The sequence below is a fragment of the Peribacillus sp. FSL P2-0133 genome (assembly GCF_037975445.1).
Lineage (GTDB): Bacteria > Bacillota > Bacilli > Bacillales > DSM-1321 > Peribacillus > Peribacillus simplex_E.
In genome coordinates this window covers 1,086,475-1,108,024 of the sequence record NZ_CP150254.1, presented here as the reverse complement: position 1 = coordinate 1,108,024, position 21,550 = coordinate 1,086,475, and the positions used below count along the sequence as shown (strand labels likewise).

At 33.9% G+C, this 21,550-nt stretch carries 20 protein-coding genes and 2 pseudogenes; 6 read left to right on the top strand and 16 right to left on the bottom strand.

Going from position 1 to position 21,550, the window contains the following annotated elements; genetic code table 11:
- Window positions 1-160 precede the first annotated feature (160 nt).
- From MKY17_RS05295 to MKY17_RS05270, 6 genes and pseudogenes are all read right to left on the bottom strand, one after another.
- Entirely contained in the window at window positions 161-301 is a 141-nt protein-coding gene (locus tag MKY17_RS05295; protein ID WP_153246179.1) for a hypothetical protein, read from the bottom strand.
- 568 nt (window positions 302-869) lie between these two features.
- Window positions 870-1,769 (bottom strand): carbon-nitrogen hydrolase, encoded by a 900-nt coding sequence (locus MKY17_RS05290; RefSeq protein ID WP_098372610.1) that lies wholly within the window; start codon window positions 1,767-1,769, stop codon window positions 870-872.
- A 31-nt stretch (window positions 1,770-1,800) separates the two neighbouring features.
- A complete protein-coding gene (locus MKY17_RS05285; protein ID WP_286177168.1) occupies window positions 1,801-3,426 on the bottom strand; it encodes an amidohydrolase in 1,626 nt (541 codons plus the stop codon).
- A gap of 27 nt (window positions 3,427-3,453) precedes the next feature.
- Complete coding sequence (locus MKY17_RS05280; RefSeq protein WP_141993033.1) at window positions 3,454-4,809, bottom strand: APC family permease; 1,356 nt, start codon at window positions 4,807-4,809, stop codon at window positions 3,454-3,456.
- Window positions 4,810-5,084: 275 nt separating this feature from the next.
- Window positions 5,085-5,270, bottom strand: a pseudogene (locus MKY17_RS05275) (RNA polymerase subunit sigma-70); the annotation flags it as partial.
- Between the two features lie 432 nt (window positions 5,271-5,702).
- Window positions 5,703-6,122 (bottom strand): UPF0715 family protein, encoded by a 420-nt coding sequence (locus tag MKY17_RS05270; protein ID WP_179891135.1) that lies wholly within the window; start codon window positions 6,120-6,122, stop codon window positions 5,703-5,705.
- Window positions 6,123-6,299: 177 nt separating this feature from the next.
- Between MKY17_RS05270 and MKY17_RS05265 the strand changes: the two genes are divergently transcribed.
- Genes MKY17_RS05265 through MKY17_RS05250 form a run of 4 tightly spaced genes read left to right on the top strand, consistent with a single transcriptional unit; the run spans window position 6,300 to window position 9,698 of the window.
- The gene (locus MKY17_RS05265; RefSeq protein WP_098372614.1) at window positions 6,300-6,968 is read left to right on the top strand and encodes a GntR family transcriptional regulator; all 669 of its coding nucleotides are present in this window, start codon (window positions 6,300-6,302) and stop codon (window positions 6,966-6,968) included.
- Window positions 6,952-7,623, top strand: a complete 672-nt coding sequence (locus MKY17_RS05260; protein ID WP_098372615.1) for a DUF2848 family protein — start codon at window positions 6,952-6,954, stop codon at window positions 7,621-7,623. Before MKY17_RS05265 ends, MKY17_RS05260 begins: the two co-directional genes overlap by 17 nt.
- 12 nt (window positions 7,624-7,635) lie before the next feature.
- Complete coding sequence (locus MKY17_RS05255) at window positions 7,636-8,904, top strand: MFS transporter (protein WP_098372616.1); 1,269 nt, start codon at window positions 7,636-7,638, stop codon at window positions 8,902-8,904.
- A gap of 5 nt (window positions 8,905-8,909) precedes the next feature.
- On the top strand, window positions 8,910-9,698 hold the full coding sequence (locus MKY17_RS05250; RefSeq protein ID WP_098372617.1) for a carbon-nitrogen family hydrolase: 789 nt from the start codon (window positions 8,910-8,912) through the stop codon (window positions 9,696-9,698).
- Window positions 9,699-10,083: 385 nt separating this feature from the next.
- Here the strand turns inward: MKY17_RS05250 and MKY17_RS05245 are convergent, their stop codons facing one another.
- The 4 genes from MKY17_RS05245 to MKY17_RS05230 all read right to left on the bottom strand — a co-directional run bounded on the left by MKY17_RS05245 (window position 10,084) and on the right by MKY17_RS05230 (window position 14,342).
- Window positions 10,084-10,524, bottom strand: a complete 441-nt coding sequence (locus tag MKY17_RS05245) for an SRPBCC family protein (RefSeq protein ID WP_098373400.1) — start codon at window positions 10,522-10,524, stop codon at window positions 10,084-10,086.
- 901 nt (window positions 10,525-11,425) lie between these two features.
- The gene (locus MKY17_RS05240; RefSeq protein WP_098373225.1) at window positions 11,426-13,585 is read right to left on the bottom strand and encodes a S8 family serine peptidase; all 2,160 of its coding nucleotides are present in this window, start codon (window positions 13,583-13,585) and stop codon (window positions 11,426-11,428) included.
- 395 nt (window positions 13,586-13,980) lie between these two features.
- The gene (locus MKY17_RS05235; RefSeq protein WP_179891172.1) at window positions 13,981-14,148 is read right to left on the bottom strand and encodes a hypothetical protein; all 168 of its coding nucleotides are present in this window, start codon (window positions 14,146-14,148) and stop codon (window positions 13,981-13,983) included.
- Window positions 14,149-14,177: 29 nt separating this feature from the next.
- The gene (locus MKY17_RS05230) at window positions 14,178-14,342 is read right to left on the bottom strand and encodes a hypothetical protein (protein ID WP_098373224.1); all 165 of its coding nucleotides are present in this window, start codon (window positions 14,340-14,342) and stop codon (window positions 14,178-14,180) included.
- Between the two features lie 268 nt (window positions 14,343-14,610).
- Between MKY17_RS05230 and MKY17_RS05225 the strand changes: the two genes are divergently transcribed.
- Window positions 14,611-15,090: a hypothetical protein gene (locus MKY17_RS05225; protein ID WP_098373223.1), complete on the top strand. Its 480-nt coding sequence runs from the start codon at window positions 14,611-14,613 to the stop codon at window positions 15,088-15,090.
- Window positions 15,091-15,461: 371 nt separating this feature from the next.
- On the opposite strand, the gene MKY17_RS05220 is transcribed toward MKY17_RS05225, so the two are convergent.
- Together MKY17_RS05220 and MKY17_RS05215 are read right to left on the bottom strand one after the other, a co-directional pair.
- Window positions 15,462-16,373 (bottom strand): sigma factor regulator N-terminal domain-containing protein, encoded by a 912-nt coding sequence (locus tag MKY17_RS05220; RefSeq protein WP_098373222.1) that lies wholly within the window; start codon window positions 16,371-16,373, stop codon window positions 15,462-15,464.
- The gene (locus MKY17_RS05215) at window positions 16,373-16,864 is read right to left on the bottom strand and encodes an RNA polymerase sigma factor (RefSeq protein WP_098373221.1); all 492 of its coding nucleotides are present in this window, start codon (window positions 16,862-16,864) and stop codon (window positions 16,373-16,375) included. The genes MKY17_RS05220 and MKY17_RS05215 overlap by 1 nt, the downstream gene beginning before the upstream one ends.
- Window positions 16,865-17,394: 530 nt before the next feature.
- On the opposite strand from MKY17_RS05215, the pseudogene MKY17_RS05210 reads away from it, so the two are divergent.
- Window positions 17,395-17,610: pseudogene (locus MKY17_RS05210) on the top strand (IS110 family transposase); the annotation flags it as partial.
- A gap of 424 nt (window positions 17,611-18,034) precedes the next feature.
- Here MKY17_RS05210 and MKY17_RS05205 read toward each other — a convergent pair.
- The 4 genes from MKY17_RS05205 to MKY17_RS05190 all read right to left on the bottom strand — a co-directional run bounded on the left by MKY17_RS05205 (window position 18,035) and on the right by MKY17_RS05190 (window position 21,259).
- Window positions 18,035-18,943 (bottom strand): anti sigma factor C-terminal domain-containing protein, encoded by a 909-nt coding sequence (locus tag MKY17_RS05205; RefSeq protein WP_098373220.1) that lies wholly within the window; start codon window positions 18,941-18,943, stop codon window positions 18,035-18,037.
- A 1-nt stretch (window position 18,944) separates the two neighbouring features.
- The gene (locus MKY17_RS05200) at window positions 18,945-19,439 is read right to left on the bottom strand and encodes a sigma-70 family RNA polymerase sigma factor (protein WP_098373219.1); all 495 of its coding nucleotides are present in this window, start codon (window positions 19,437-19,439) and stop codon (window positions 18,945-18,947) included.
- A gap of 1,034 nt (window positions 19,440-20,473) precedes the next feature.
- Window positions 20,474-20,653: a hypothetical protein gene (locus MKY17_RS05195; RefSeq protein WP_053345736.1), complete on the bottom strand. Its 180-nt coding sequence runs from the start codon at window positions 20,651-20,653 to the stop codon at window positions 20,474-20,476.
- A 150-nt stretch (window positions 20,654-20,803) separates the two neighbouring features.
- Window positions 20,804-21,259, bottom strand: a complete 456-nt coding sequence (locus tag MKY17_RS05190) for a hypothetical protein (RefSeq protein WP_098373217.1) — start codon at window positions 21,257-21,259, stop codon at window positions 20,804-20,806.
- Window positions 21,260-21,550 lie beyond the last annotated feature (291 nt).

Sequence of the window (21,550 nt, the reverse complement as noted above, 5' to 3'; positions counted from 1 at the left end):
CACATCTGTGCAACTGCCGAGTTATCTTATTAATTAAAAATAAGCTATTAAAACACATGACAAAACCCCACCTGTTCCCTTAGCGACTGGTGGGGTTTCTAACTGGCTTCTACATCTACATCAACCGGGAGGTCCATCTTGTGCAATCACGTCCTTTCGTTTAAACGGCTAATTTACTGTATTCATCCAACTGATCTTTAGTTAGATTTTTGATAAAATGGTCAATGTTTATCGACTCGATTTCATACCTTTCGCAAATCTTTAAATAACTTTCATAAGCTTTATCATAAATGTTCATCATCTAGATTCCTCCTCCTGTTATATAACAATAAATTTAACTTAATAATAATATATAACAACCCTGTTTTCCCGTCAATGTATTTTTCTGAAAATTCGGTAATAATTTCATTCTCTTAGTATGTCCAATATTGTTCTTCGCTAACCGTCATATAAAGAAAAAGCCGCCTTAGCGACAGCTCCGATCAAAAGCTGATTCACCCGTTATTTCCATAAAGCAAGATATAGAATGCCTGTTACATTAACGACCAATTGAATAACGTAAAAAACCAATTCTCCATTTAGGAAAATTGGTTTTTACCATTTCAACGATAGGTTATCTAAGCAATGCAGTCAGTAATTATTTGTAACTGCTACAAGCACACTAGTGTTTTTAGTTCTACCACTAATAACTCCACCTAAAATTTAGTGCGTCCAAGGGAGACTCCACAGGTGCGGCGCCTAGAAGGCTCCCGGACCTCCCGCGGAAAGCGAGTGCCTAGAGTGGAAAATAATGATTTCGGCAAACTCGATCATTATCAGGTTTGTCTACAGTCTGAGCAGGTACTCTGGCCTGCTATTCCTTTTAAATATTAACTAAACAGCGCTTTGTTTGTTCCCTTTTTTGACGGGGATGGAGTTGGAAGTATTTCTTTTTGCAATATGGGGCCGTAAGTATCGACACGACGGTCTCTAAAGAATTGCAGAATTTTTCTAGTCTCTTCTATTTCTTTTAAATCAATTTCTTTCACAATAATTCCTTCTTCATCATCAAGTGAAGCTAAAATATTCCCGAATGTATCGCTAATGAATGAACCACCGTAAAAATTCATGTCCTTTTCCTGGCCCACTCGATTTGTCGCAGCAACAAATACACCATTCGAAATGCCATGAGCGGAAATTGCCTTTTCCCAGGATGATCTTGTCGATATCTCGGGATGATCTGGCTCTGAACCAATAGCGGAAGGATAGAATAATATCTCTGCACCTTGTAAGCTCAAAATTCGGGCAACTTCTGGATACCACTCGTCCCAACAAATCCCGACTCCTATTTTTCCATAAGCCGTTTCATAGACAGGATACCCAGTATTGCCTGGAACGAAATAATATTTTTCATGATACTGGGGACCATCCGGAATATGATTTTTTCTTGTAATCCCTAAACATTCTCCATCAGCATCAAATACAGCTGCACTATTAAAATAAATACCAGCACCTGCTCTTTCGTAAAAAGGTACAATCAAGACAATTGCTAATTCCTTTGCTAATTCACCCATTTCGGCTAATGTACCGCTATCTACATCTTCAGCTAAATCATAATTTTTCACACTGACCGTTTGCGGAAAATATTGCGAAGAAAATAATTCCTGTAAGCAAACGATTTGTGCACCTTTATTTACTGTTTCTTTTATTTTCTCTATCGTTTTTTGAATATTTTGCTCAATGAATTCTCCACAATGAATTTGGATAAGACCAACTTTTACTTTTGACATCTTCTCACTACCTCACTTTTATTTTTTTATCTTATACAGTTTGGACGACCGGGTTTTCATATACGATCTTTCCATCCATGATCGTCATCTTCACTTCTGTTTCAAGAATTTCCTCTGTTGATATGCTAAATAAATTTTTATTTAATACAGCGATATCTGCTATCTTCCCTGCTTCCAATGTACCTAATTCATTTTCTCTAAATGACCCGTATGCCGGTATGGCCGTGTAGTATTTTAACGCTTGTGCCAATGTTACTCCTTCCGACTCTTGCCACGCCTTCCCGATTAAATCTTTTCTGGTGATTGCCTGATAAATACCCATCATAGGATTTAGGGGCACTACAGGAAAATCTGTACCAAAGGCAATTTTAGCACCAGTATCCACTAGTGTTTTGATAGGATAATAGAGAGGTTGTTGTTTTTCACTGATTCTGGCTGTATACGCCTCACTTTCCATTAATTCAATGTGTTTAGGTTGAAAGGAAGCGATCACATCCAATTCCCTAAAGCGATGAACATCATCTGGATGCAATACCTCCACATGTTCAATGACATGTCTAGCGTCTCTTTCTCCATTTACGTTTCTCGCTTCTTCAAATGCATCCAATGCTAAGCGGACTGCACCGTTTCCAATAGCATGGAAACGAATTTGAAAATTTTCCTTATCTGCCTTTTTTACTAATTGTTTAATTGTTTCAGCTGGATAAGTCGTTCCGCCTTTTGTATCTGGACGGTCTTTGTAATGATCCAATAAAAAAGCAGTATGACTTGTCACAACACCATCTATAAATTGTTTTAATCCAGAAAAGGTGAGCTTGTCTGACTGATAATTTGTTTGTAATTCCTTTGCGATAGCTAAATCCATTTTTAACTCCGGCGAAAAGTGAATTCTGGTTGTAAGTAACCCTTCTCTCTCAAATTCCTTAAAAATTTCAAGATCGTCTAATGGATTTGGCGCAATTTTAGCTCCGTATAAGTCATTAACGGATGTGATTCCCAATCTTTTTGTTTCATTAAGAAAACCTTGGAATAGGCTTACACGTTTATCTTTCGGTAATTTGTATGCATGTTCCGATGCATACCCAATTGCCTGTTCAAATAGAAGGCCTGTCAGTTCCCCATTTTCATCTTTTCCAATTTCTCCATATTCCGGATCTGGGGTGTCCTTCGTTAAGTGAATCATTTCCATTGCTTTACTATTGATCCATGCGTAATGCACTTCTGCATTGAATAATAAAACAGGGCGATCACTAATATATTTATCTAGTGTTGTTCTATGTGGCAACACTTTGTTCTTCCAATTGGTATGATCCCAACCGACACCAAATATCCACTCATCATTTGGTCTCGTTTCTGCAAATTCACCTACTATTTTGGCTGCATCCTCTTCAGAATCTGCATCAAATAATTTGGCACTGTCCTTCTGTAAAATGCTTCCCATCATAATGTGCATATGAAAATCATGAAATCCCGGAATAATTAGTCCGTCTTCCATGTCATACACTTTTGTTTCATTTCCAAGGAATGACATTATATCTTCTTTAGAACCGATTTTAATAATTTTATTATCTTTAATAGCGATAGCTGCTTTTATTGGCTCATCTTGTAACCCAGTGAATACATGTTGACCAGAAAGAATGATGTCTGCACTTACCATTTTTATCCTCCTTAATGAATATAGCTTTTATGCTTGAATTTCTTTTTCAATCGCACTATCAATAGAAAGCTCTGGTGGCCGTTCACTAAACATTTTCGTATTAGAAAGGAGCATGATGAAACCAACTCCAAACCATCCCAGTCCAAGTAAAAGTGCCTTTGAATCAAGACTGGTCCATAACCAAATTGTGAAACCAGTACCAATCAGCGGCAATATTAGGTACTTTAGTGTGTTAATTCCGTTTCGCTGTTTTTCTTTAATAAAATAATGGGAAATAACCGAAAGATTAACAAATGTAAATGCAACGAGCGCCCCAAAGTTAATAAAGGATGATGCTGTCACTAAATCAATAAATAACGCAGATAAAGCAAAAATGCCCACTAAGATGATGTTGTGTGTTGGAGTTTGAAATTTTGGATGAATATGACCAAAAATTCTCTTTGGAAGAACCCCATCTCTCCCCATCGCATACAAAAGTCGCGAAACACTTGCATGAGCTGATAAACCAGACGCCAGCCCCCCGGTAATATAACCTGCTAGAAAAATAGATTGAAATAAATTACCCCCGATGTACATAGCAATTTCCAAGGAAGCGGAATCTGGATCTTTAAAAGCTTGGAAATTTGGGTAAACAAGGTAACTGATGTATGAGATGGTGACAAACAGACCTCCCCCTATTAACGCAACGAGGAAAATAGCCTTTGGAATTATTTTTTTCGGATTAATGGTTTCCTCCGAAAATGTAGTAACAGCATCAAATCCTAAAAATGATAAACATAAAATGGAAGATCCTGCTAATACTAAAGATAGCGGTATCTCTCCATTCACAAATGGAGAACTCATGAATAATGTTCCTGAACCCATTCCGTTTAGTAACCCTTTAATTGAGAGGAATGTAAATATAACTATTATTAAGAATTGACAGGCAACTAATAAAAGATTTATTTTTGTTGCTATTTTCACTCCAATTATATTTACAATGGTGATTAAAATTACAAAGGCGATTAACCAGACGGAAAAAGGAACGGATGGAAAATATGCGTTTAAGTAAATAGCGATTAGTAATCCATTGATCATTGGCAAAAATAAATAGTCTAATAGTATAACCCAGCCTACTAAGAATCCAAGGTGAGGATTAAAAGCCTTTTGAGTAAATGTATACGCAGAACCAGCAACAGGGTAGGCCTTAACCATTTGACCATAACTATAGGCTGTAAATAACATACCAACCAAAGCTATAATATAAGCAGCTGGCACCATCCCTTTCGTTATTTCCGCAACCACCCCATAAGTAGAAAAAACTGTTGTAGGTGCCATATAAGCCAACCCAAATAGCACTAAAGGAAATACTGTTAACGTACGTCTTAATTTTGCATTCTCCATGTATCACTCCACCCTTATTCGTGATTAATTAACTAATATGCAACTACCATACCAAGCGGAGATTGATTATTTCGCGATTTAATTATTGATATATTCCCAATAATTACAATATGCAGATTATTTAATAGATTAATAGTTTTATGCAATCTTACATCAATTATTTAAGATTGCATAATTAATCGTTAGAGACGAAGATGTCTCACCGCGTATTCTGGTTGATCCGAATAAGGTTCGAAATAAGCTACGTGCCGCAATGGCGTCATCGATAAAGAGTCCTTTAGGTTTCTAATAGATATGTAGGCTTTGTAAATCGTATTTTGAACAATGTCTAGAGAGTCACTTTCATTTTTTACATACAGGAATGCTGTTCGATAAAGTTTTTCCTTTTCTTTATGAACCAGATTTATGAATGCTTGGTCGTCCCCTTTTTGAGCCTTTTTTACCGTATTTAAATGGAACATATTTTTTGCTCCTTTCTTTCAGACAACAGTTAGACTGACACCTAGGTCATCTCGTTTCAATTATTTGGATAAAAATGAATATTTCATAATTTCTCAATTAAAATCAAAAAAAACTGTTACTTTAGGTGATAATTTGCACTTATTTTAAGTGTTATTTTGCAAGTATATAAATACTGTTACTTTTCATTTTTTTGTCTTTTTTTATAATCGAAAACGACGTATAGAAGGGGTCACGCAACATTTCAGTATTTTGTACACTAAGCAAATCACAGCAAAAAAAGTAGTTCTACTATCAGAAAGAACTTTAACAAAAATAGCAAGCAATTGACATATAAGCGACCATATAGGCAATGAAAAAAGAATCTCCGATTGGAAGATCCTTTTATACTTCTTATGCTTCTTATTAAACTAACGCACCCGTTAGTTCAAGAACTATTCAGTTCTCTTTTGTAAAAAGATGGAGTCCCAAATCCAAAAAACAACAGATGCGGAAAGGCTTAATTCATAATACTCTTTCATTTTTACTACATTCATATCAAAGCCTAAATTTTCTACTATATAAAATATGAATACGGCTATAAATGAGAAAATATTGTAAACGAATAAGTAAAATAAGTTAAATTTTCTTGGATACTTATTGAAAAAAACTTGTAATGGCACAGCAAAAATTAAGTAGGGAATAACAATATAAAAAGAATACACAATAATACCAGGTAACAACCAAGAGAGCTCTCCACTAAAAATAACTATAACAACAGATAAAGAGATACAAGAAAAAAATAGGCTAAAAAAGTAATAAGGTATTACATCGCTAAGTTTCGAGACCTTTTCGCTTAATTTCCAAATTTCCAATATTACTCACCTTCCAAAAAACACATGTAAATTTTTTTCATTCTACCATCAATTTTTCAACTAATCTCCCCTTTAGTCCAACAAGAAAAGGGCTACCGAAGAAATCCTATTATTTTGAATTGACTGAATTTTAGGTTTGTACTATACTTGGTATACCACATACCAATAGGAGGAAAAATGAAAAAAATAGAGACAGTTATGCCGTTAAGAGATATAGCTTTTGAGGCAATTAAGAAATCAATTTTGAATTATGAACTTCTACCGGGTCAAGCAATTTATGAAAGAGACCTAAGTGAAAAGTTAGGTGTAAGTAGAACTCCTGTAAGAGAATCTCTGTCGTTGTTAGAAAGAGAAAAATGGATCATTTCAAAACCACGGGTTGGTACGTTTATTAATGAAATAACAGAAGAAAATGTAATTGAAGTAATGGAAATTCGAATGATTTTTGACCGATTCTCACTAGAAAAAATATGTGGAAATATTACTCCAGAACAAATAAAAGTTTTAGAAGGTTACATAGAGGAGCAAGAAAAAAATAAAACAGATCACCAAAGATTTATTGAATTAGATAAAGAGTTTCATTCTGAAATTGTATTATTAACTAAAAATCAGCGATTAGAAAAATGGTTTGAAGAAATTGGTGATCAGATTAGATGGTTTGGGTTAAAAGCCATAACTGAGAAGTCGCGTATTGAGGAAACAATAGCTGAACATAAAGCAATTGTACAAGGTATAAAATCACAAGATATTAATCAACTTCTGGTAGCATCATATAACCATGTGGAAAATACAAAAAATGAAATCATTAGTCAATTGAGGAGGAATTCAAATGAGAAAAGTAATTAATTTACATCTTTCTAATGGAGAGGTTAAAAAACATGAAATTGATATTAATAAAGTAATTGTTGTTGGATATGGGGGAAGAAATATAGAAAAAATTCAAGAACACATAGATGAATTAAAAGAAATAGGGATTGCACCTCCACCTCATGTACCGATGATATATCCACAAAAAATAGAACAACTGAATTTTTCTAATGAATGTAATGGAAGTAAATTTTCCTCAGGGGAAGCAGAATATGTGTTATTCCATGACGGAAAAGAATGGTTGGTTACCCTTGGCAGCGATCATACTGATCGAGAAGTAGAAAAAGAAGATATTTTAAAGTCTAAATCAATATGTGATAAACCTCTTGCAACTGATTTTTGGAGATTAGCAGATTTAAAAGAAGACTGGGATAATATTATTTTACGTTCTTATGTTACTTCAAATGGGGAAAAGTGTTTATATCAAGAAGACACTTTAGAAGCACTCTTAGAGTTTGATGTTTTATTGGAAAAGCTGGACAAATTCGGGGAAAAGGATTTAGAACATACTGTTATTTTTTCAGGTACTGTTCCTACAAAAAATGGATTTGTTTTTGGTGATAAATTTGAATATGAAATTGAACATCCCAAATTAAACAGAAAAATTAAACATCATTATTCCATGGTTTATTAAGGGGGGACTATTTTGAAAAAGAAACCTACTAAAGTTAGATGGGGACTAGCATTCTTTTTCTTTATAATCGGTGTAATCGCTTACATGGATAGATCAAATATTTCAATAATAGCAAAACCAATGATGGATGATTTAGGCTTAGATAAAGTTCAATTTGGTATGCTTGCATCATTATTCTCATTAGGTTACGCGTTAGTTCAAATTCCAGCAGGACTTATGGCAGAAAAGTTTGGTCCAAGAAAAATGATCACTTTTGCTCTAGTATGGTGGTCAGTATTTACGGGTTTGACGGGTGTAGTTAAATCTCACGGTCTATTGTATATGGTGAGATTCTTATTTGGGATAGGTGAAGGACCGATGTTTCCAGCTAACGCCGTATTTAATACAAACTGGTTTAGAAGAGATGAAAAGGCCAGAGCATCTAGTGCTTTATTGGCCGGTTCATATTTTGGACCAGTTATTGCCCCTATCGTTACGGTTTATATCTATCAATATTTTGGTTGGCAAGCTGTATTTTATATTTTTGGATTAATAGGAATAATCATTGCGGGTGTATGGTATGTTATAGCTCGAGACTATCCTGAGATACATAAATTAGTGAATGAACAAGAAAAAGAATATATACTTGAAGACAGAGAAATTGTTGAAACAGCTAAAGTTAGAGCCCCATGGAATACTTTTCTGAAAAGCTATAGATTTTGGGCGTTAGGATTACAATATTTTGTTGTTCTATATATCATTACTTTCTTTTTAGTTTGGTTACCTACCTATTTACTGGAAGATAGAGGGTTCTCATTAAGTAAAATGGGATTTGCTGCAAGCCTGCCTTGGTTAGCAATACTGATAACTGTAATGACTGGTGGTATTCTTTCTGACTACTTAGTACGTAAAGGTTTTTCAAAGCAAATATCAAGATCCTCTTTAGCTATATCAGGTTTAATAGTATTTATTATATCAATGTACCTTGCTGTTATGACAGTATCGCCTTATATGAATGTTTTATGGTTATCATTATGCTTGGGTTCACTAGGATTCACAGTAGTGTGTTCATGGGCTTCTGCTACAGACTTAGGCAGAAACTTTTCAGGTTCCGTTTCAGGTTGGATGAACTTGTGGGGAAATCTAGGAGCATTTGTATCACCGTTATTATGTGGTTGGTTAGCAGAAAACTTTGGGTGGAATATCACACTGGGAGTAACTATAATCCCTGTGTTTATTGCAGCTATATTATGGTTGTTTGTAAAACCGGATACTTCGTTACTAAATAATATTGAGGAGTGAATAATGTGAATTATTTGGTATTTCAAATGGATTTAGAAGTTGGGAATCCAGAAGAGAATAGGAAAATCATTGAACGCTGGTTAGAAGCTAACTACAGTGATGATTTGGACGTTGTAGTACTTCCTGAAATGTGGTCTACGGGTTATGCGTTAGAAGAATTGAAAGAAATCTGCAAAGTGGATGGTAATCAATCAATTGAATTTTTACAATCACTGGCTAAGAAGTTTAATGTAAACTTGGTGGGTGGCTCGATTGCCGTACTAGAAGGTAAAGATATCTTTAATCGTGCAATTATTGTAAATCGAATGGGTGAGATTGTTCATACATATGACAAGATGCACCTTGTTCCGATGTTAGATGAACCCAAGTTTTTAACAGGCGGTCATAATCAAGTGGAAGTATTTGAACTTGAAGGTGTGAAAATGGGGATTATTATTTGTTACGATTTACGATTCCCTGAAATTATTCGTGACTTAGCATTACAAGGTATTCAAGTGCTACATATAGTAGCAGAATGGCCACTCGCAAGAGAGACACATTGGAATACGTTACTTCGTGCGCGCGCAATTGAGAACCAAATGTATGTTGTTGCATCAAATGTAACGGGAACAAAGTTAGGAGTGGAATTCGCAGGTTGCTCACAAATTGTAGATCCATGGGGAGACATTGTTCAAAAATTAGATCAAGAAGTTGGTGAATTAAAGGCAACTTTAGATTTAGAAAAAGTACCTCAAATAAGGAAAGATGTTCCCATATTCGCTTCCAGAGTATCAGAAAAGTATAGAAAGTTATAAAATAGGAGCTACTCCAGAGATACAATCTGGTGTAGCTTTTTAAGTTTAATTCTTTTGGGTATAAAAAGCATAAATTTAACATGGTAAATTCAGATAAGGATATATTTAGATAATTTCTTATACAACTAACTGCACCGATAGTTGAATAAAGAAAAAGCTGCCTTAAAGACAGCTTCGATCTTCAGCTAACGCACCCGTTAGTTCATTAAGAAGAGCGATTCTGGAATATTGAAAAAAAGAGGCCATCCTTTTTGGACAGCCCCCTTTCCGCTAATTATAAAATTTCTAGTAGAGCTCGATATCATTATATTGGTCACTTCAGAATGTTACCATCTATACTTCAGAGAAGGTATCTCCAAAATGAATTGGCTTCAATCTTTGAAAACTATGAGAATACTGCAATTTTACGTGCGATAGATTCTGTTAAACGAGATGCTACTTTTGGAACAGCCCATTTAATAATTGGTGTTAACACCGCACCAGATAATCCGCCTGCATGGATTTCCACCGTACAAGTCATTATTGTTTTACCATTGACATCTTCTGCAGTAAAGTGACCGCTTCCTGTAAAATTATCTGATAAACCTTTTAGTTCAAACTTAATATTTGAAGGTTCATTCCATTCGGTAATATCTACCTGCGCTTGTATTGTTTTTTTAATACCTTTCACACTACCTTCAAATGTCCAAATAGATTGCTTGTCATTTAAGATTTCATGTTCTTTATAGGCTGGTACTGTCGTTGCCCATTTTTCGAGATCACTGACATAATCCCAAACTGCTTGTACATCTACTGGAACTACTACAGTATGCGTTCCCGTTGCCATTATGATCCCCACCTTCACTATGTATGAATTGTAACTTTACATTTCTACAAAATAATTATTACATAAAAAGCATAAACTTACATCACTAATTATACATAGCTTTCCTTCTTCCAATCCCCCAATTATTTGTAGAATCAAAATTTTCCAATCCTCCACAATCCGGCCCTTTAATGGAATAACAGGACTGACGTTTTTAAACGACTTTAATGTCACTTAACAGTATTCCTTAATAAACTATCCTGCCCCTTTAGTTCCATAAGAAACTTCTATGGCGGCGAATGGGGCGTTCTCCCTTCCTGGACGTGAATAAATAGGGACTCGGGACGCTTTGGGCTTACTCAAAGACCTCTTCAAAGCAATTCGCGATATACATGTCGCGGATTTTTTGCGTTTTGCCTTCCTTGACCCGAAGAATCTTGTTTTGTTTGCCTTTAAGGTCCAGGATCTGCTTCGTGGTGAGCTTGAGTAGGTGCCCAACACGTAGGCCGGTCTCACAGCCTACAACAAAAGGATGTAATCGCGCTCCGAACAATGGCGCTTCAGCGCCCATTTCATATCTTCTAACTGCTGCTGATCCCGGATCGGCTGCACATTTTTTTGTTGTGTCATCATCATCGACCTCCCCTTCTTCAAACCCTTATGTACCAATGATTTGAATGTACGATAATTTCACAAAATCATACATTTCTAACTTTTAGGCATTCATTTTAACTTATGAAAACATAGATTTTTCATTTTTACTAGATATATGGAAGGATTTAACCAGGCTAATGATTAATTAAGAAATACATAGCTATTAAAGATAGGATTATGGGAACCTTTCCCCCAATATCCCGACCACAAAAACCCTTAACTTCATCCTCTTTATGGATGAAGCTAAAGGTATACATATATATAACAACTATTTTAAAACTAAGATGGAATCAACATTCACCTCCGTAGAAGTTTTACGGGCAACAGGATCTGCCTGACCAGTCCATTCAATAGATAATACGTGCTTACCTGCAGTTAGTCCTGTTTTACTGAAGATTTCTTCTTTATACTTAGGAGTAGCAGCATGCAAGCTATAATTTGCTGATTTTCCGTCCAATGTCACTTTTACAATTCCTTGTTTGTCATTTTTTATAGCTTTATAGGATATTCCTGTACCATTAAACACAATTTTCACAGTTGAACCGGTTTGGTTTGTACTTGTGTATGAGCTTGCCGACGCACTTCCATCGGATATTTTATTCCATGTTCCTTCATATCCAAAATATTTACTTGTATTTTCATATGTTCCTGCTCCAATGCCTTCTGTAACAGAAAGAGTGTATTTTCCAGCTCCACTAAATGCGTGGGCATTCAAATAATATGTGCCTGTTTTAGGAGCTGTAAAAGTAAAGGACTCCTTGGATGAATTTGTAATTTCTGAATGTGCTACAATGCCGTTGCTCGAATTTACAGTCTTTGTAGTGTCGTTATACAAATATAAATCAAAGTCCGTCCCGGAATCACCAGTTAGTGTAGCCTTCACCTTTTCCCCTTTTAATAGTTTAATAGAATAAACATCATTTTTATCTTTACTTGCATCAAGTGAAGTACTGATACTCCCTCCCTTCCAAGTAATACCAGGAATATCAGAATCTACCTCGAAATTAACAGCTTTCCCTGCATTCACAAGTCCTCCCGTACCAACTTTTCCTGTTAATGAAGACAGCTTTGTAGTGGTTCTCAAGATAGCATCCTTGATTTGAACGGGAGTATATGATGAACGTGCGCTTTTTACTAACGCTGCTACTCCTGTAACATGCGGGGTAGCCATGGATGTTCCATCAAGATATTCATAAGCCGTAGAATAGTCGCCTTCCACACTTGGGGTTGTACTTAAAATACTTTCACCAGGAGCAGCGACATCTACGCTTTTTGCACCGTAGTTAGAAAAACCTGAAAGATTTCCTGTATTGTTAATAGAGGCTACAGAAAGAATGTTAGGCAAATCATAAGCAGCAGGATACATTGGACTTGTATCCGAGTTCTCTGCAAAGTTACCTGCCGCAGCTATAAATAAGGTGCCTGAGTTTTTAATAGCATCCTTTAATGCTTGTGAATTTTCTCCTCCACCCCATGAGTTATTCAAAATCTTTACACCTTTTGCCTTAGCATATTCAATGGCAACAATCGCATCAGATTCGTACCCTCCATATGGTCCGAGAAACTTGAGAGGCATAATTTTCACATTTGGAGCAATACCGGTAACTCCAATTTTATTTGCTTTTGCAGCTATTGTTCCTGCAACATGAGTTCCGTGGAAGTCTTCCTCTCCTCGAATGAACAATCTATTATTTTTATCATAAAAATTCCAGCCGTTTACATCGTCTATATATCCATTTTTATCATTATCGATTCCATCGTTAGGTATTTCTTCAGTGTTTACCCAAATTTTATCTTTTAATTCTGGGTGATTAATTTCGATTCCTGTATCAATCACTCCAATAACAAGAGAGGAACTGCCCTTTGTATTAGCCCATGCTGCTTCCGCATTTATATCAATACCTTTTTTACCAACTTGTCCTAATATTTCCTGTCCAGTATTTTTAAGTCCCCATAGTTCGCTATATAGGGGATCTGTAACTGCTGTCGGTTGATATACATAGTTTGGCTCTACATACTCAACATTAGAAGAAGCGTTAAGTTCTTTTAACACATCTGCCATCTTTTTATTTTTGGAAAATTTCATTACATGTGTTCCTTCTTTATTCAATTCTTTTGCATTTGTTAAACCTAAAGTAGTGCTCAGGGATCCTAGACTTTTTATGGAGTAATTCTTTTTAAATTTTACGATAACCTCATTTTCTTTATACTTCTTTGGTTTGTTATTATTAAAATAAGTAAGGATTTCCCTTTTTTTAACTTCGCTACTATCTACTTTTATTATCTCCTCTTGTATGTTTCCTTCTACCTTTTTCTCATGTTTAACAACTTGAGGAGTATTCGTAGAAGTGGCAGCAAATGTTGTTGTCCCCCCAAATAATAATCCTACAGCTCCGCATATACCTATTATCTTTTTTTGTATTCTCATTCTCTAATCTCCCTCAGCTTTTTTGTTTTCATGATAATAATTTGGTAAGAACAAAAACCTCCAATATACTATTTATTAGATATGTAATTCTTTCGCCAAAAAGGATCAAATTCAGTGTTTTTCAAATAGAGAACAACTAATTTTTTCCTTAGCTGGTGTTTTTTAACAACTAACCACTAGTTTAATAGATGTGAATTAAATATTCAAGTGTTCATTTAGAAAAAAATGTATATTAATAAGGTGAATGAATAAATAGAAAGGGCATGTTTTGAAAAAAGATGAATCAAAACATGCCCTTATACTATTTAATTGGACTATTCTTTTATAAAAAAGATTGGTCATTTTTGTGTTCCTTCATCAACTAACGCACCCGTTAGTTCATTAAAGCTAGTTTATTATTTGTGATTTTTCAATATTTGAACCTCTTCTTCTAGTTTATCTATTCTTTGTTGAAGTGCTTTCTTCGGTTCTGAAATCCTTCGACCTAATATAACGAAGAAACCAATAATAGCAATAATTCCTCCAGCAAAAGCAATAATAAATAACAGTGCAACATCAAACATATAAACAACTCCTAATTTATTTAGGGATTTCAGATTGAAATAAATCGTCCCCAGTATGACAACAGAATTAACAAAAATAAGATAGCAGAAATAACAAACACTTTTTTACTGTTATTTTCACCATCTTCTTTCTTTTGCATCATTTTCATTCTATATTTCATTTGTACCTTTTTCTTTTTATCATCTAATTTCATATAGAGGGTAGACTCCTTAGTGAAAAATAATTAAACTTATTTTACCACAAAAACCCATTTTTCTTAATGAACTAAACTGCCCCGTTAGTGCCATAAGAAAACGGCTTTAATGGGTATGAAGAAGAGATGAATAGAACTATAAAAATGAAAAAACTGGTATGTAACCAGCTTATTAAGTAAATAACAGTTGAAAAAAAAGGAAAAAAACCATAATTATATAAGGGAGTTATTTTTTCGTTATCTAAAAAATTTTTAGGAGGACTCGCTCGTGTTTATAAAAAAATTCACTGTAGGACTCCTGCTTTTAGGTAGTCTTGCTGCTTGTGACAACGAACAAGTCACTAATCCTGAAAAGGTAAATAACCAAGAAGGGATAAGTAAGGCAGAACCTACAAGAACTAACAATCTTCCTGAAGCAGCCAAGTATCATCCTATATATGGTGGCTGGATAACAGATAAGTCATACATAATGATTTCATTATCCGATACTGAAGGAAATATATTGGAAAATATCGTGAAGAAAAACGAAAAAAAGGATAGAAAATATTTCAAACTAGCAGAATCAACGGACAATAAAATAACTGCCATAATGACTAGTAAAGAAGGATCAAACAGGAATTCATTTTTCACTTTAGAGTTAAATAAAGAAGAAAACGAATTAACTATCACGATGCCTAACGAGAACCCAGTTACCTATATAAAAGCAACGATGGATCCAGAGGAATTTAATCCTGAGTTTGTATGGTGAACATTATATGTAGAGTTGAAACAAAGTTTGATCAAATTATTCCAAGAAACCTTGATAAATGAATAAATAGAAAGAGCATGTTTTGAAAAAAGATTAATCAAAACATGCCCTTATACTATTTAATTGGATTATTTTTTATAAAAAAGATTAATCATTTTGTGTTCCTTATGCAACTAACGCACCCGTTAGTTTAAGTACATCTATTCACAAACTGTGTTTTCTATGTATTAGATCAAATCTCATTAGCACTCTTTCCAAGAATACTGTACCGTTAGCTTCATAACAAAAAAAACTGCTAATTATCAGTCTTAAGCTTAAACTTTCTCCATTTAGTTAATTAAGAACATAATTTTTATTGTATCTCTTGCATATTATTTTTCAGGTTTAATATAAGGAACGATTTGTGCAGTGGCACCTACTGAAGCACCGCGGATAAAATCTTGATTCTCTAAGGCTTTGAAATTGTTTGTTTTTCCAGTGAGCATTACCCCTAAAATTTTCACTTCACCGAACTGCTTATTTTTATTTACCTTTAAAAATTCTTGAATTGTTTCATCATTCCCCTTTGAATCATACTCTTTAAGACTATCGACAAAGCTTGAATATAATTCTTTAGGGTTGTCGGAAAGTTCAAACCCATAAACTGGCATACCAGCTGGCCCCTTGCTTTCATCCCTAATTGGAGAAGCCATATACAACCATACGATGTTTAAATTATCAGGGATTTTTGCTTGTATTTCCTGTAACGTGTATGGTTTATCAAAGGAAATGGCAACTTCTGCAACGTGGTTCTCCATTTCCGAAATTTCCCCTAATTCATTTTGTACACCATTATAGTATTTTTTTATGGATGGATGATAAAATGTTGCTGATTTACTCTTTGTCTGTTTATCATACTCATAGAACTCTGTATCAGACCAATGAAATCCTGGTACTAACTCGTTCGTGTCAATATTGACTCGAAACCAATCATATGAACTTGTAAGAGTGCTCCATTGAACTACATAACCATTAATATTCTTAGAACGGTTTGTAATAATGTTACCCCCAAACATCGATGAATTACTTGTTACTTGAGAGTCGATATGAATATTAGGTTCAGCAATGGCATTATGTAAAAAAAGCTTTCCGTGAAGTCTTGTAGAGCTTTTCGCTGCAAAGTAGTTACCTGTTTTATAAAAGATAGGTAAGAGAATTAGTACTACAATAATTGAAGTGATGATAATTTTTAGTAGATGTTTTCGTTTAGCCTTTTTTAAAGCATCATTTAACGAAGATTCCATCAATGTTGTCCTCCTATTTTTGAGTGAATAAATTTACGTGCACGATATAATTTTTGCTTTACACTGTCTACTTGAATATCCAAAATAGTTGCAATTTCTTCATATGAAAAATCATAGTAATACTTTAAAAAGAAAATTTCTTTGTATTCTTTTTTTATGTCTTTTAATAAATAAAAAATCTCATCTTTATTTAAAACCGTATCAAAATCGCAATCGATATGTGATAGCTTTGAATAAATTTCCTCAGTTAAGTAAATGTTCTGCTGCTCCTTTTTCCTTTTCAAATCAATATATTGATTAAGTGATACTCTAAAAAACCAAGGACGTATATTGCTCTCTGTTAATTTATCCAATAGCGTGTAAATTTTGTAGTAGGTGTTTTGAATTATATCTTCTGCATCTTCTTTTTTTGCTCCTCTCGCTAGTAATAGCTTGAACACTTCCTCTCCTAAATTGATAAGAAAGGAGGTTAATACATTTTCTTTTTTCATCTTTTGTCCTCCCTATACTTATACAACGAATGAGTGATATTAGATGTATACACTTAGATGAATTAAATTTTAATTTTTTATGAATTGGTACTAAGATATATGATTCTTTTTCCGAAAATAAATAGCTTTATTCCTAAAATATTGTTTAAAGTAGACAACTTTAATAACCTCCCATCACAAGAGGGTACTGCATTTCTAAAACAAAACTAAACTACTTAATTATCTATAAAGTAATATTTTTACCGATTTGAAAATACCTCTTATGCAACTATCCTGCCCCGTTCGTATTATAAAGGTCAGCCAGTTATTTCTGGTTGAACAATTTTTATATCGATATATGATAACGGTAGCCGGGGTAGAACGTTCCTGCCCGTGGGGCTTGGACCCCGTCAACTAAACAGTTCGCCCCCTACTTGCTTAAACATGATTTGGCTGGTTGGGACCAAGATCTCGTATAACAAGCGAAGCTATGATACTGCAAGAGTGATTAGGGGTTACCGGCAATATTATGTTTTTGGAGGAGATAAAAAATGAATCCAGTGGTTGGTCTGGATGTAGCTAAAGGTGAAAGTCAGGTTCAAGCGTTCTTGGATAAAAAGAAGCCTTATAAAAGAAGTTTTAAAGTAGCACATACCATTGAAGGACTAGAGAGCTTACACCAATATCTTAGAGAGATAGAAAACGTTACAGGAATTCGACCTCCGGTCGTTTTAGAGTCTACTGGGCATTATCATACGCCCGTTGTACCATAATAGTTTCGAGTTGATTTTCTTTAGTGATGTTATTGGCCTCACAAAAGGATGACTCCTCAATTTTCTTTTTCACATGCATTCATATCCTCCTCTTTTTCTATAGTTAGACGATTCACATAGAATAATGGTTCTGTTTTTTCCAAAAGAAAATAACTACTCACAATTAAAATATATATTCCCTTGTCTAGCTGGACTGCACTCAACGATTTTTAGATTTTTTCACATTAATTTGATGTATGATTATATAAAAATACTTTTAAAGGCCGCCAATTGGCGGCCTACTTATGGCGCTAACGCATCTGTTAGTTGAATAAGATGTTGATTTGGTGAAATCCATTTATTGCTACTAACATATTTTTATTTAGAAAGCTTTACTTAGTTGACCATTAATTATTTCATGAGAATCATATTCCTATCCCTAATAAGGAATTATAACTCCAACGCTCACATAGTTTACTGAATCTTGTTCAATTAGTGGTAATAAGTCTTTTACCTTCCCTGTTAATATGATACCACTCACCTGAACAGTTCCTTTCTGTTTGATTGATTTTATTAATGGCTCTACATTCGTATCTTTCTCGTCTTTTTGAGATAAATTTGATAATACCTTCTCGAAGTTTTTTACGTCTTCTGCTATATTGTCAGTCCCTTTTTCTGGAGATGTAATTGTAAAACCATATGCATAGTCTCCGATTACATACCCAGGCATAACTGATACTTCGACATCAGGGTTTTGCACCCATGCCCACTGAGCAGTTGGAAATTGTTTCAGCACTTGATTTGTATTCATTTCTTTCTTAAATGAAATGCCTATTTCTACCACACTAGTTGAAGCTAAGGATTGAAGTAACTTACGATCATCTTCTACTTTTTTTTCACCAGGAACATAAAAATTAACCACTCTTTGTCCATTTCGATAAAATTGCCAACTATCTGTTGATGTTATTGAATTATCATAAATAGTTGTAGGTGAATCATAGATTTTAAACCAAGTTTGTTCGTTGTACCATGTGTATGGAATCCCTGCAATATCTTTTACATATTGGTCCTGATTAAGAGCAGAATCTATACTAAAACTAGTGGTAGATTTATCATCGTGGATATTCGCACCATAAACTTCGTTTTGTTCAAACTTCACTGAAAAATACTCTGACATTGAATTTTGCATATGATTATACGCAATGATGAAAGTGATTCCTAAAATCATAAAGATACTTACCGTCACAATGGTTGATACAATAATTATCTTCTTTAATGATTTCTTTTTCGCTTTTTTTATCAATGGTTGGAACCCGTCCTTGGCATTGAAAATTGAATCTTTATCCATATCATTTTACCTCCTCAATCATCTTTCTCATTTTTTTCTTTGCTCTTGCTAACTGTGTTTTAATTGATTTATCGGTTGTACCATAAATAATAGCAATATCCTTTAAGGACAAATCTCCACAATATTTGAGTAACAGTATTTCTGCATATTTTTGTGGTATTTTACGTAAACACTCTGATAGCGTTATATGTAATTCATTCTCTATAATAATTTGCTCTGGTGTTGACCAATCCAGTAAATCTTCGAGATTAAATGTATTTACATAATTATTTTTATACTTAAGTTTTCTTAAGCTATCGTAATATTTATTAATTGCTACTCTGTAAAGCCACGCATCAACATACTCTTCCTGAAGAGTATCTAGATATTGTACAAATTGAAAAGCCGTTTCTTGAACAATGTCTTCCGCATCCTCTTTGATCGCTCCCATTTTTAGCAAAAAGAAATACACAGCCTTCAATTTTTTATTTAGGTACAAGCTTAATTGTTCATCCATGACCACCCTCCTACACTATTAACGATTGAGTATTCGATAAGTAAACAATAATTATCAAATTTTTTCATAAAAAAAGATAGCCTTCTGCAGAAGACTACTCAACAAAGCTAAATATAAATTAGTTAAATAATATCTGAACTTGCTATGTTACTTGAATAACTCCCTATAAATTACCTAATTCGATGTCCTTCTAAATATTCCGTCTTATTGCACTATCCTGCCCCTTTAGTTCAATAAGAAAAAGGCTGCCGAAGCAACCCCTGTTATAGCACTAACGCACCCGTTAGTGCTATAAAAGTTAAATTAAAAAAACACTTACAAAAAGTACTAATACAGTCCATATAAATGATGATTTAATCTTTTTCGAATTTGAAATTGTATTCTTTTTAATTTTATTTATTATACTTAACACTAAAACGTTTATTAAAAATATAAAATAATAGATAGTTATGAATAAAATCGACCTACTACTTTGAATTACTTCACTGAGGGGACTTATAAAAAACGCACTAATAAATATAACTATTGATATAACTAATAGGAAAGATATTATTATGTGCATTTTTTGCCAAATAGGATGCAATAAAAAAGTATTACTTTTCTTAGATTGAAAAAACATACATAAGCTAAATAAACCAATAACAACAGTAATAAATAATAGTGTCATTAACATCTGTACTGTAATTATAGTGTTTGATGAAATTGACGTTGCCATATCGTTCTTAAAATAATCGGTTATAAATGCCAGAATTCCTAAAGTGGCTACTATAATCCCTTGGAAAAACGTCCACCGTGAAACCATCAATACATACACACCTCTCTCTATATTTACTCTACGAATAGAGAGCCCAGTTAGTTTCATAATATTTCCTTATATAATTAACATACCCTGGTAGTTGAAAAAGTTAATGCATTCTTAGTGAACTAAATCTTCCGAATGCGCACAACAAAAAAGCCAACAGATTTTCTGTCGACTTTATGTTTTCCTATTAAACTAACGGATCAGTTAGTTTTAAAACAAATTATTTTCACATCTATTTATCTTCGTTATTACTTCTCTCATTATTTTGAAGATAAATCTTTTTAAGAGTTGAATTTATATTATTCAAAGCAATAAGAATAACCCCTAACATAACAAAGGTTACTATCTCCCCAGTAAACCAAGATACTATTCCTAAAATTACAGCATAAAGTATGTATAACCAATTACTCATTTATTCAATATCCTCCCTAATATACTAATTTCACTACAAAATTTCATTTTATTTAATGAACTAACCTGCCCCTTTAGTTCCATAAGAAAAAGCTGCCTTAGAGACAGCTCCGATCTTCAGCTAACGCCACCCTTAGTTAATTGTTCAGTGTTAGATTTCAAACAATTCTTTTTTCTCTTCTTTTGATAGACCCGTGAAGAACTTTTTATGTACTCTTAATTCTTTTTCTTTTTTAGGTAAGACTTTTTCAAACCAAGTTACAGCCATAGGAGTATGTTCTGGCTGAGCATTAACTTTTTCTAAAAACCATTCATATTCTTTCACAGTTTCATCAGTCAGAAGCGAAATATCTTTTTTTCTACTTTTATAATCAAGTTCAGCAAGTTCTTTTGCAGTGATATGACCATTAATTTTTTTTACTACTCCAATTTCAGAAGGCATACGCTCATCATTTACAGACACAAAGTAATATATATAGTTAGGTAATCTAAAAAGCCCCTTTTTTGTATCCTTATTATTCGCAATATAAAGCCAATCTCCCTTATTAGCAAAACAATTGAAATCCTCATCCTTAATCGCAATTAACATTTTTTCATACTTTTTCATAACACAACACCTCCACTATAAAAAATATATAAGCCATACCAATATGTTCAATAAATAGATCAAGCGTTCCTTCTCTTATGGAACTAAACTGCCCCTTTAGTTCCATAAGAAAAGAGCTGCCTTAAAGACAGCTCTGATCTTCAGCTAACGCACCCGTTACTTTAAGTACAATTCTTCACAAACTGAAATTGCTTAACAAAACTGACCTGCAGCAGAACATCGAAAAGGCGCTTTCTAATTGAAGGATTACACCCAATATATATAGAAACCGACTAAATTAATATCTATTTG

What these genes read in the sequence shown, in the direction of transcription:
- MKY17_RS05295 (WP_153246179.1), bottom strand. Translation starts at nt 301, where the DNA reads ATGATGAACATTTATGATAAAGCTTATGAAAGTTATTTAAAGATTTGC.
- MKY17_RS05290 (WP_098372610.1), bottom strand. Translation starts at nt 1,769, where the DNA reads ATGTCAAAAGTAAAAGTTGGTCTTATCCAAATTCATTGTGGAGAATTC.
- MKY17_RS05285 (WP_286177168.1), bottom strand. Translation starts at nt 3,426, where the DNA reads ATGGTAAGTGCAGACATCATTCTTTCTGGTCAACATGTATTCACTGGG.
- MKY17_RS05280 (WP_141993033.1), bottom strand. Translation starts at nt 4,809, where the DNA reads ATGGAGAATGCAAAATTAAGACGTACGTTAACAGTATTTCCTTTAGTG.
- MKY17_RS05265 (WP_098372614.1), top strand. Translation starts at nt 6,300, where the DNA reads ATGAAAAAAATAGAGACAGTTATGCCGTTAAGAGATATAGCTTTTGAG.
- MKY17_RS05260 (WP_098372615.1), top strand. Translation starts at nt 6,952, where the DNA reads ATGAGAAAAGTAATTAATTTACATCTTTCTAATGGAGAGGTTAAAAAA.
- MKY17_RS05245 (WP_098373400.1), bottom strand. Translation starts at nt 10,524, where the DNA reads ATGGCAACGGGAACGCATACTGTAGTAGTTCCAGTAGATGTACAAGCA.
- MKY17_RS05240 (WP_098373225.1), bottom strand. Translation starts at nt 13,585, where the DNA reads ATGAGAATACAAAAAAAGATAATAGGTATATGCGGAGCTGTAGGATTA.
- MKY17_RS05235 (WP_179891172.1), bottom strand. Translation starts at nt 14,148, where the DNA reads ATGTTTGATGTTGCACTGTTATTTATTATTGCTTTTGCTGGAGGAATT.
- MKY17_RS05230 (WP_098373224.1), bottom strand. Translation starts at nt 14,342, where the DNA reads ATGAAATTAGATGATAAAAAGAAAAAGGTACAAATGAAATATAGAATG.
- MKY17_RS05220 (WP_098373222.1), bottom strand. Translation starts at nt 16,373, where the DNA reads ATGGAATCTTCGTTAAATGATGCTTTAAAAAAGGCTAAACGAAAACAT.
- MKY17_RS05215 (WP_098373221.1), bottom strand. Translation starts at nt 16,864, where the DNA reads ATGAAAAAAGAAAATGTATTAACCTCCTTTCTTATCAATTTAGGAGAG.
- MKY17_RS05205 (WP_098373220.1), bottom strand. Translation starts at nt 18,943, where the DNA reads ATGGATAAAGATTCAATTTTCAATGCCAAGGACGGGTTCCAACCATTG.
- MKY17_RS05200 (WP_098373219.1), bottom strand. Translation starts at nt 19,439, where the DNA reads ATGGATGAACAATTAAGCTTGTACCTAAATAAAAAATTGAAGGCTGTG.
- MKY17_RS05195 (WP_053345736.1), bottom strand. Translation starts at nt 20,653, where the DNA reads ATGAGTAATTGGTTATACATACTTTATGCTGTAATTTTAGGAATAGTA.
- MKY17_RS05190 (WP_098373217.1), bottom strand. Translation starts at nt 21,259, where the DNA reads ATGAAAAAGTATGAAAAAATGTTAATTGCGATTAAGGATGAGGATTTC.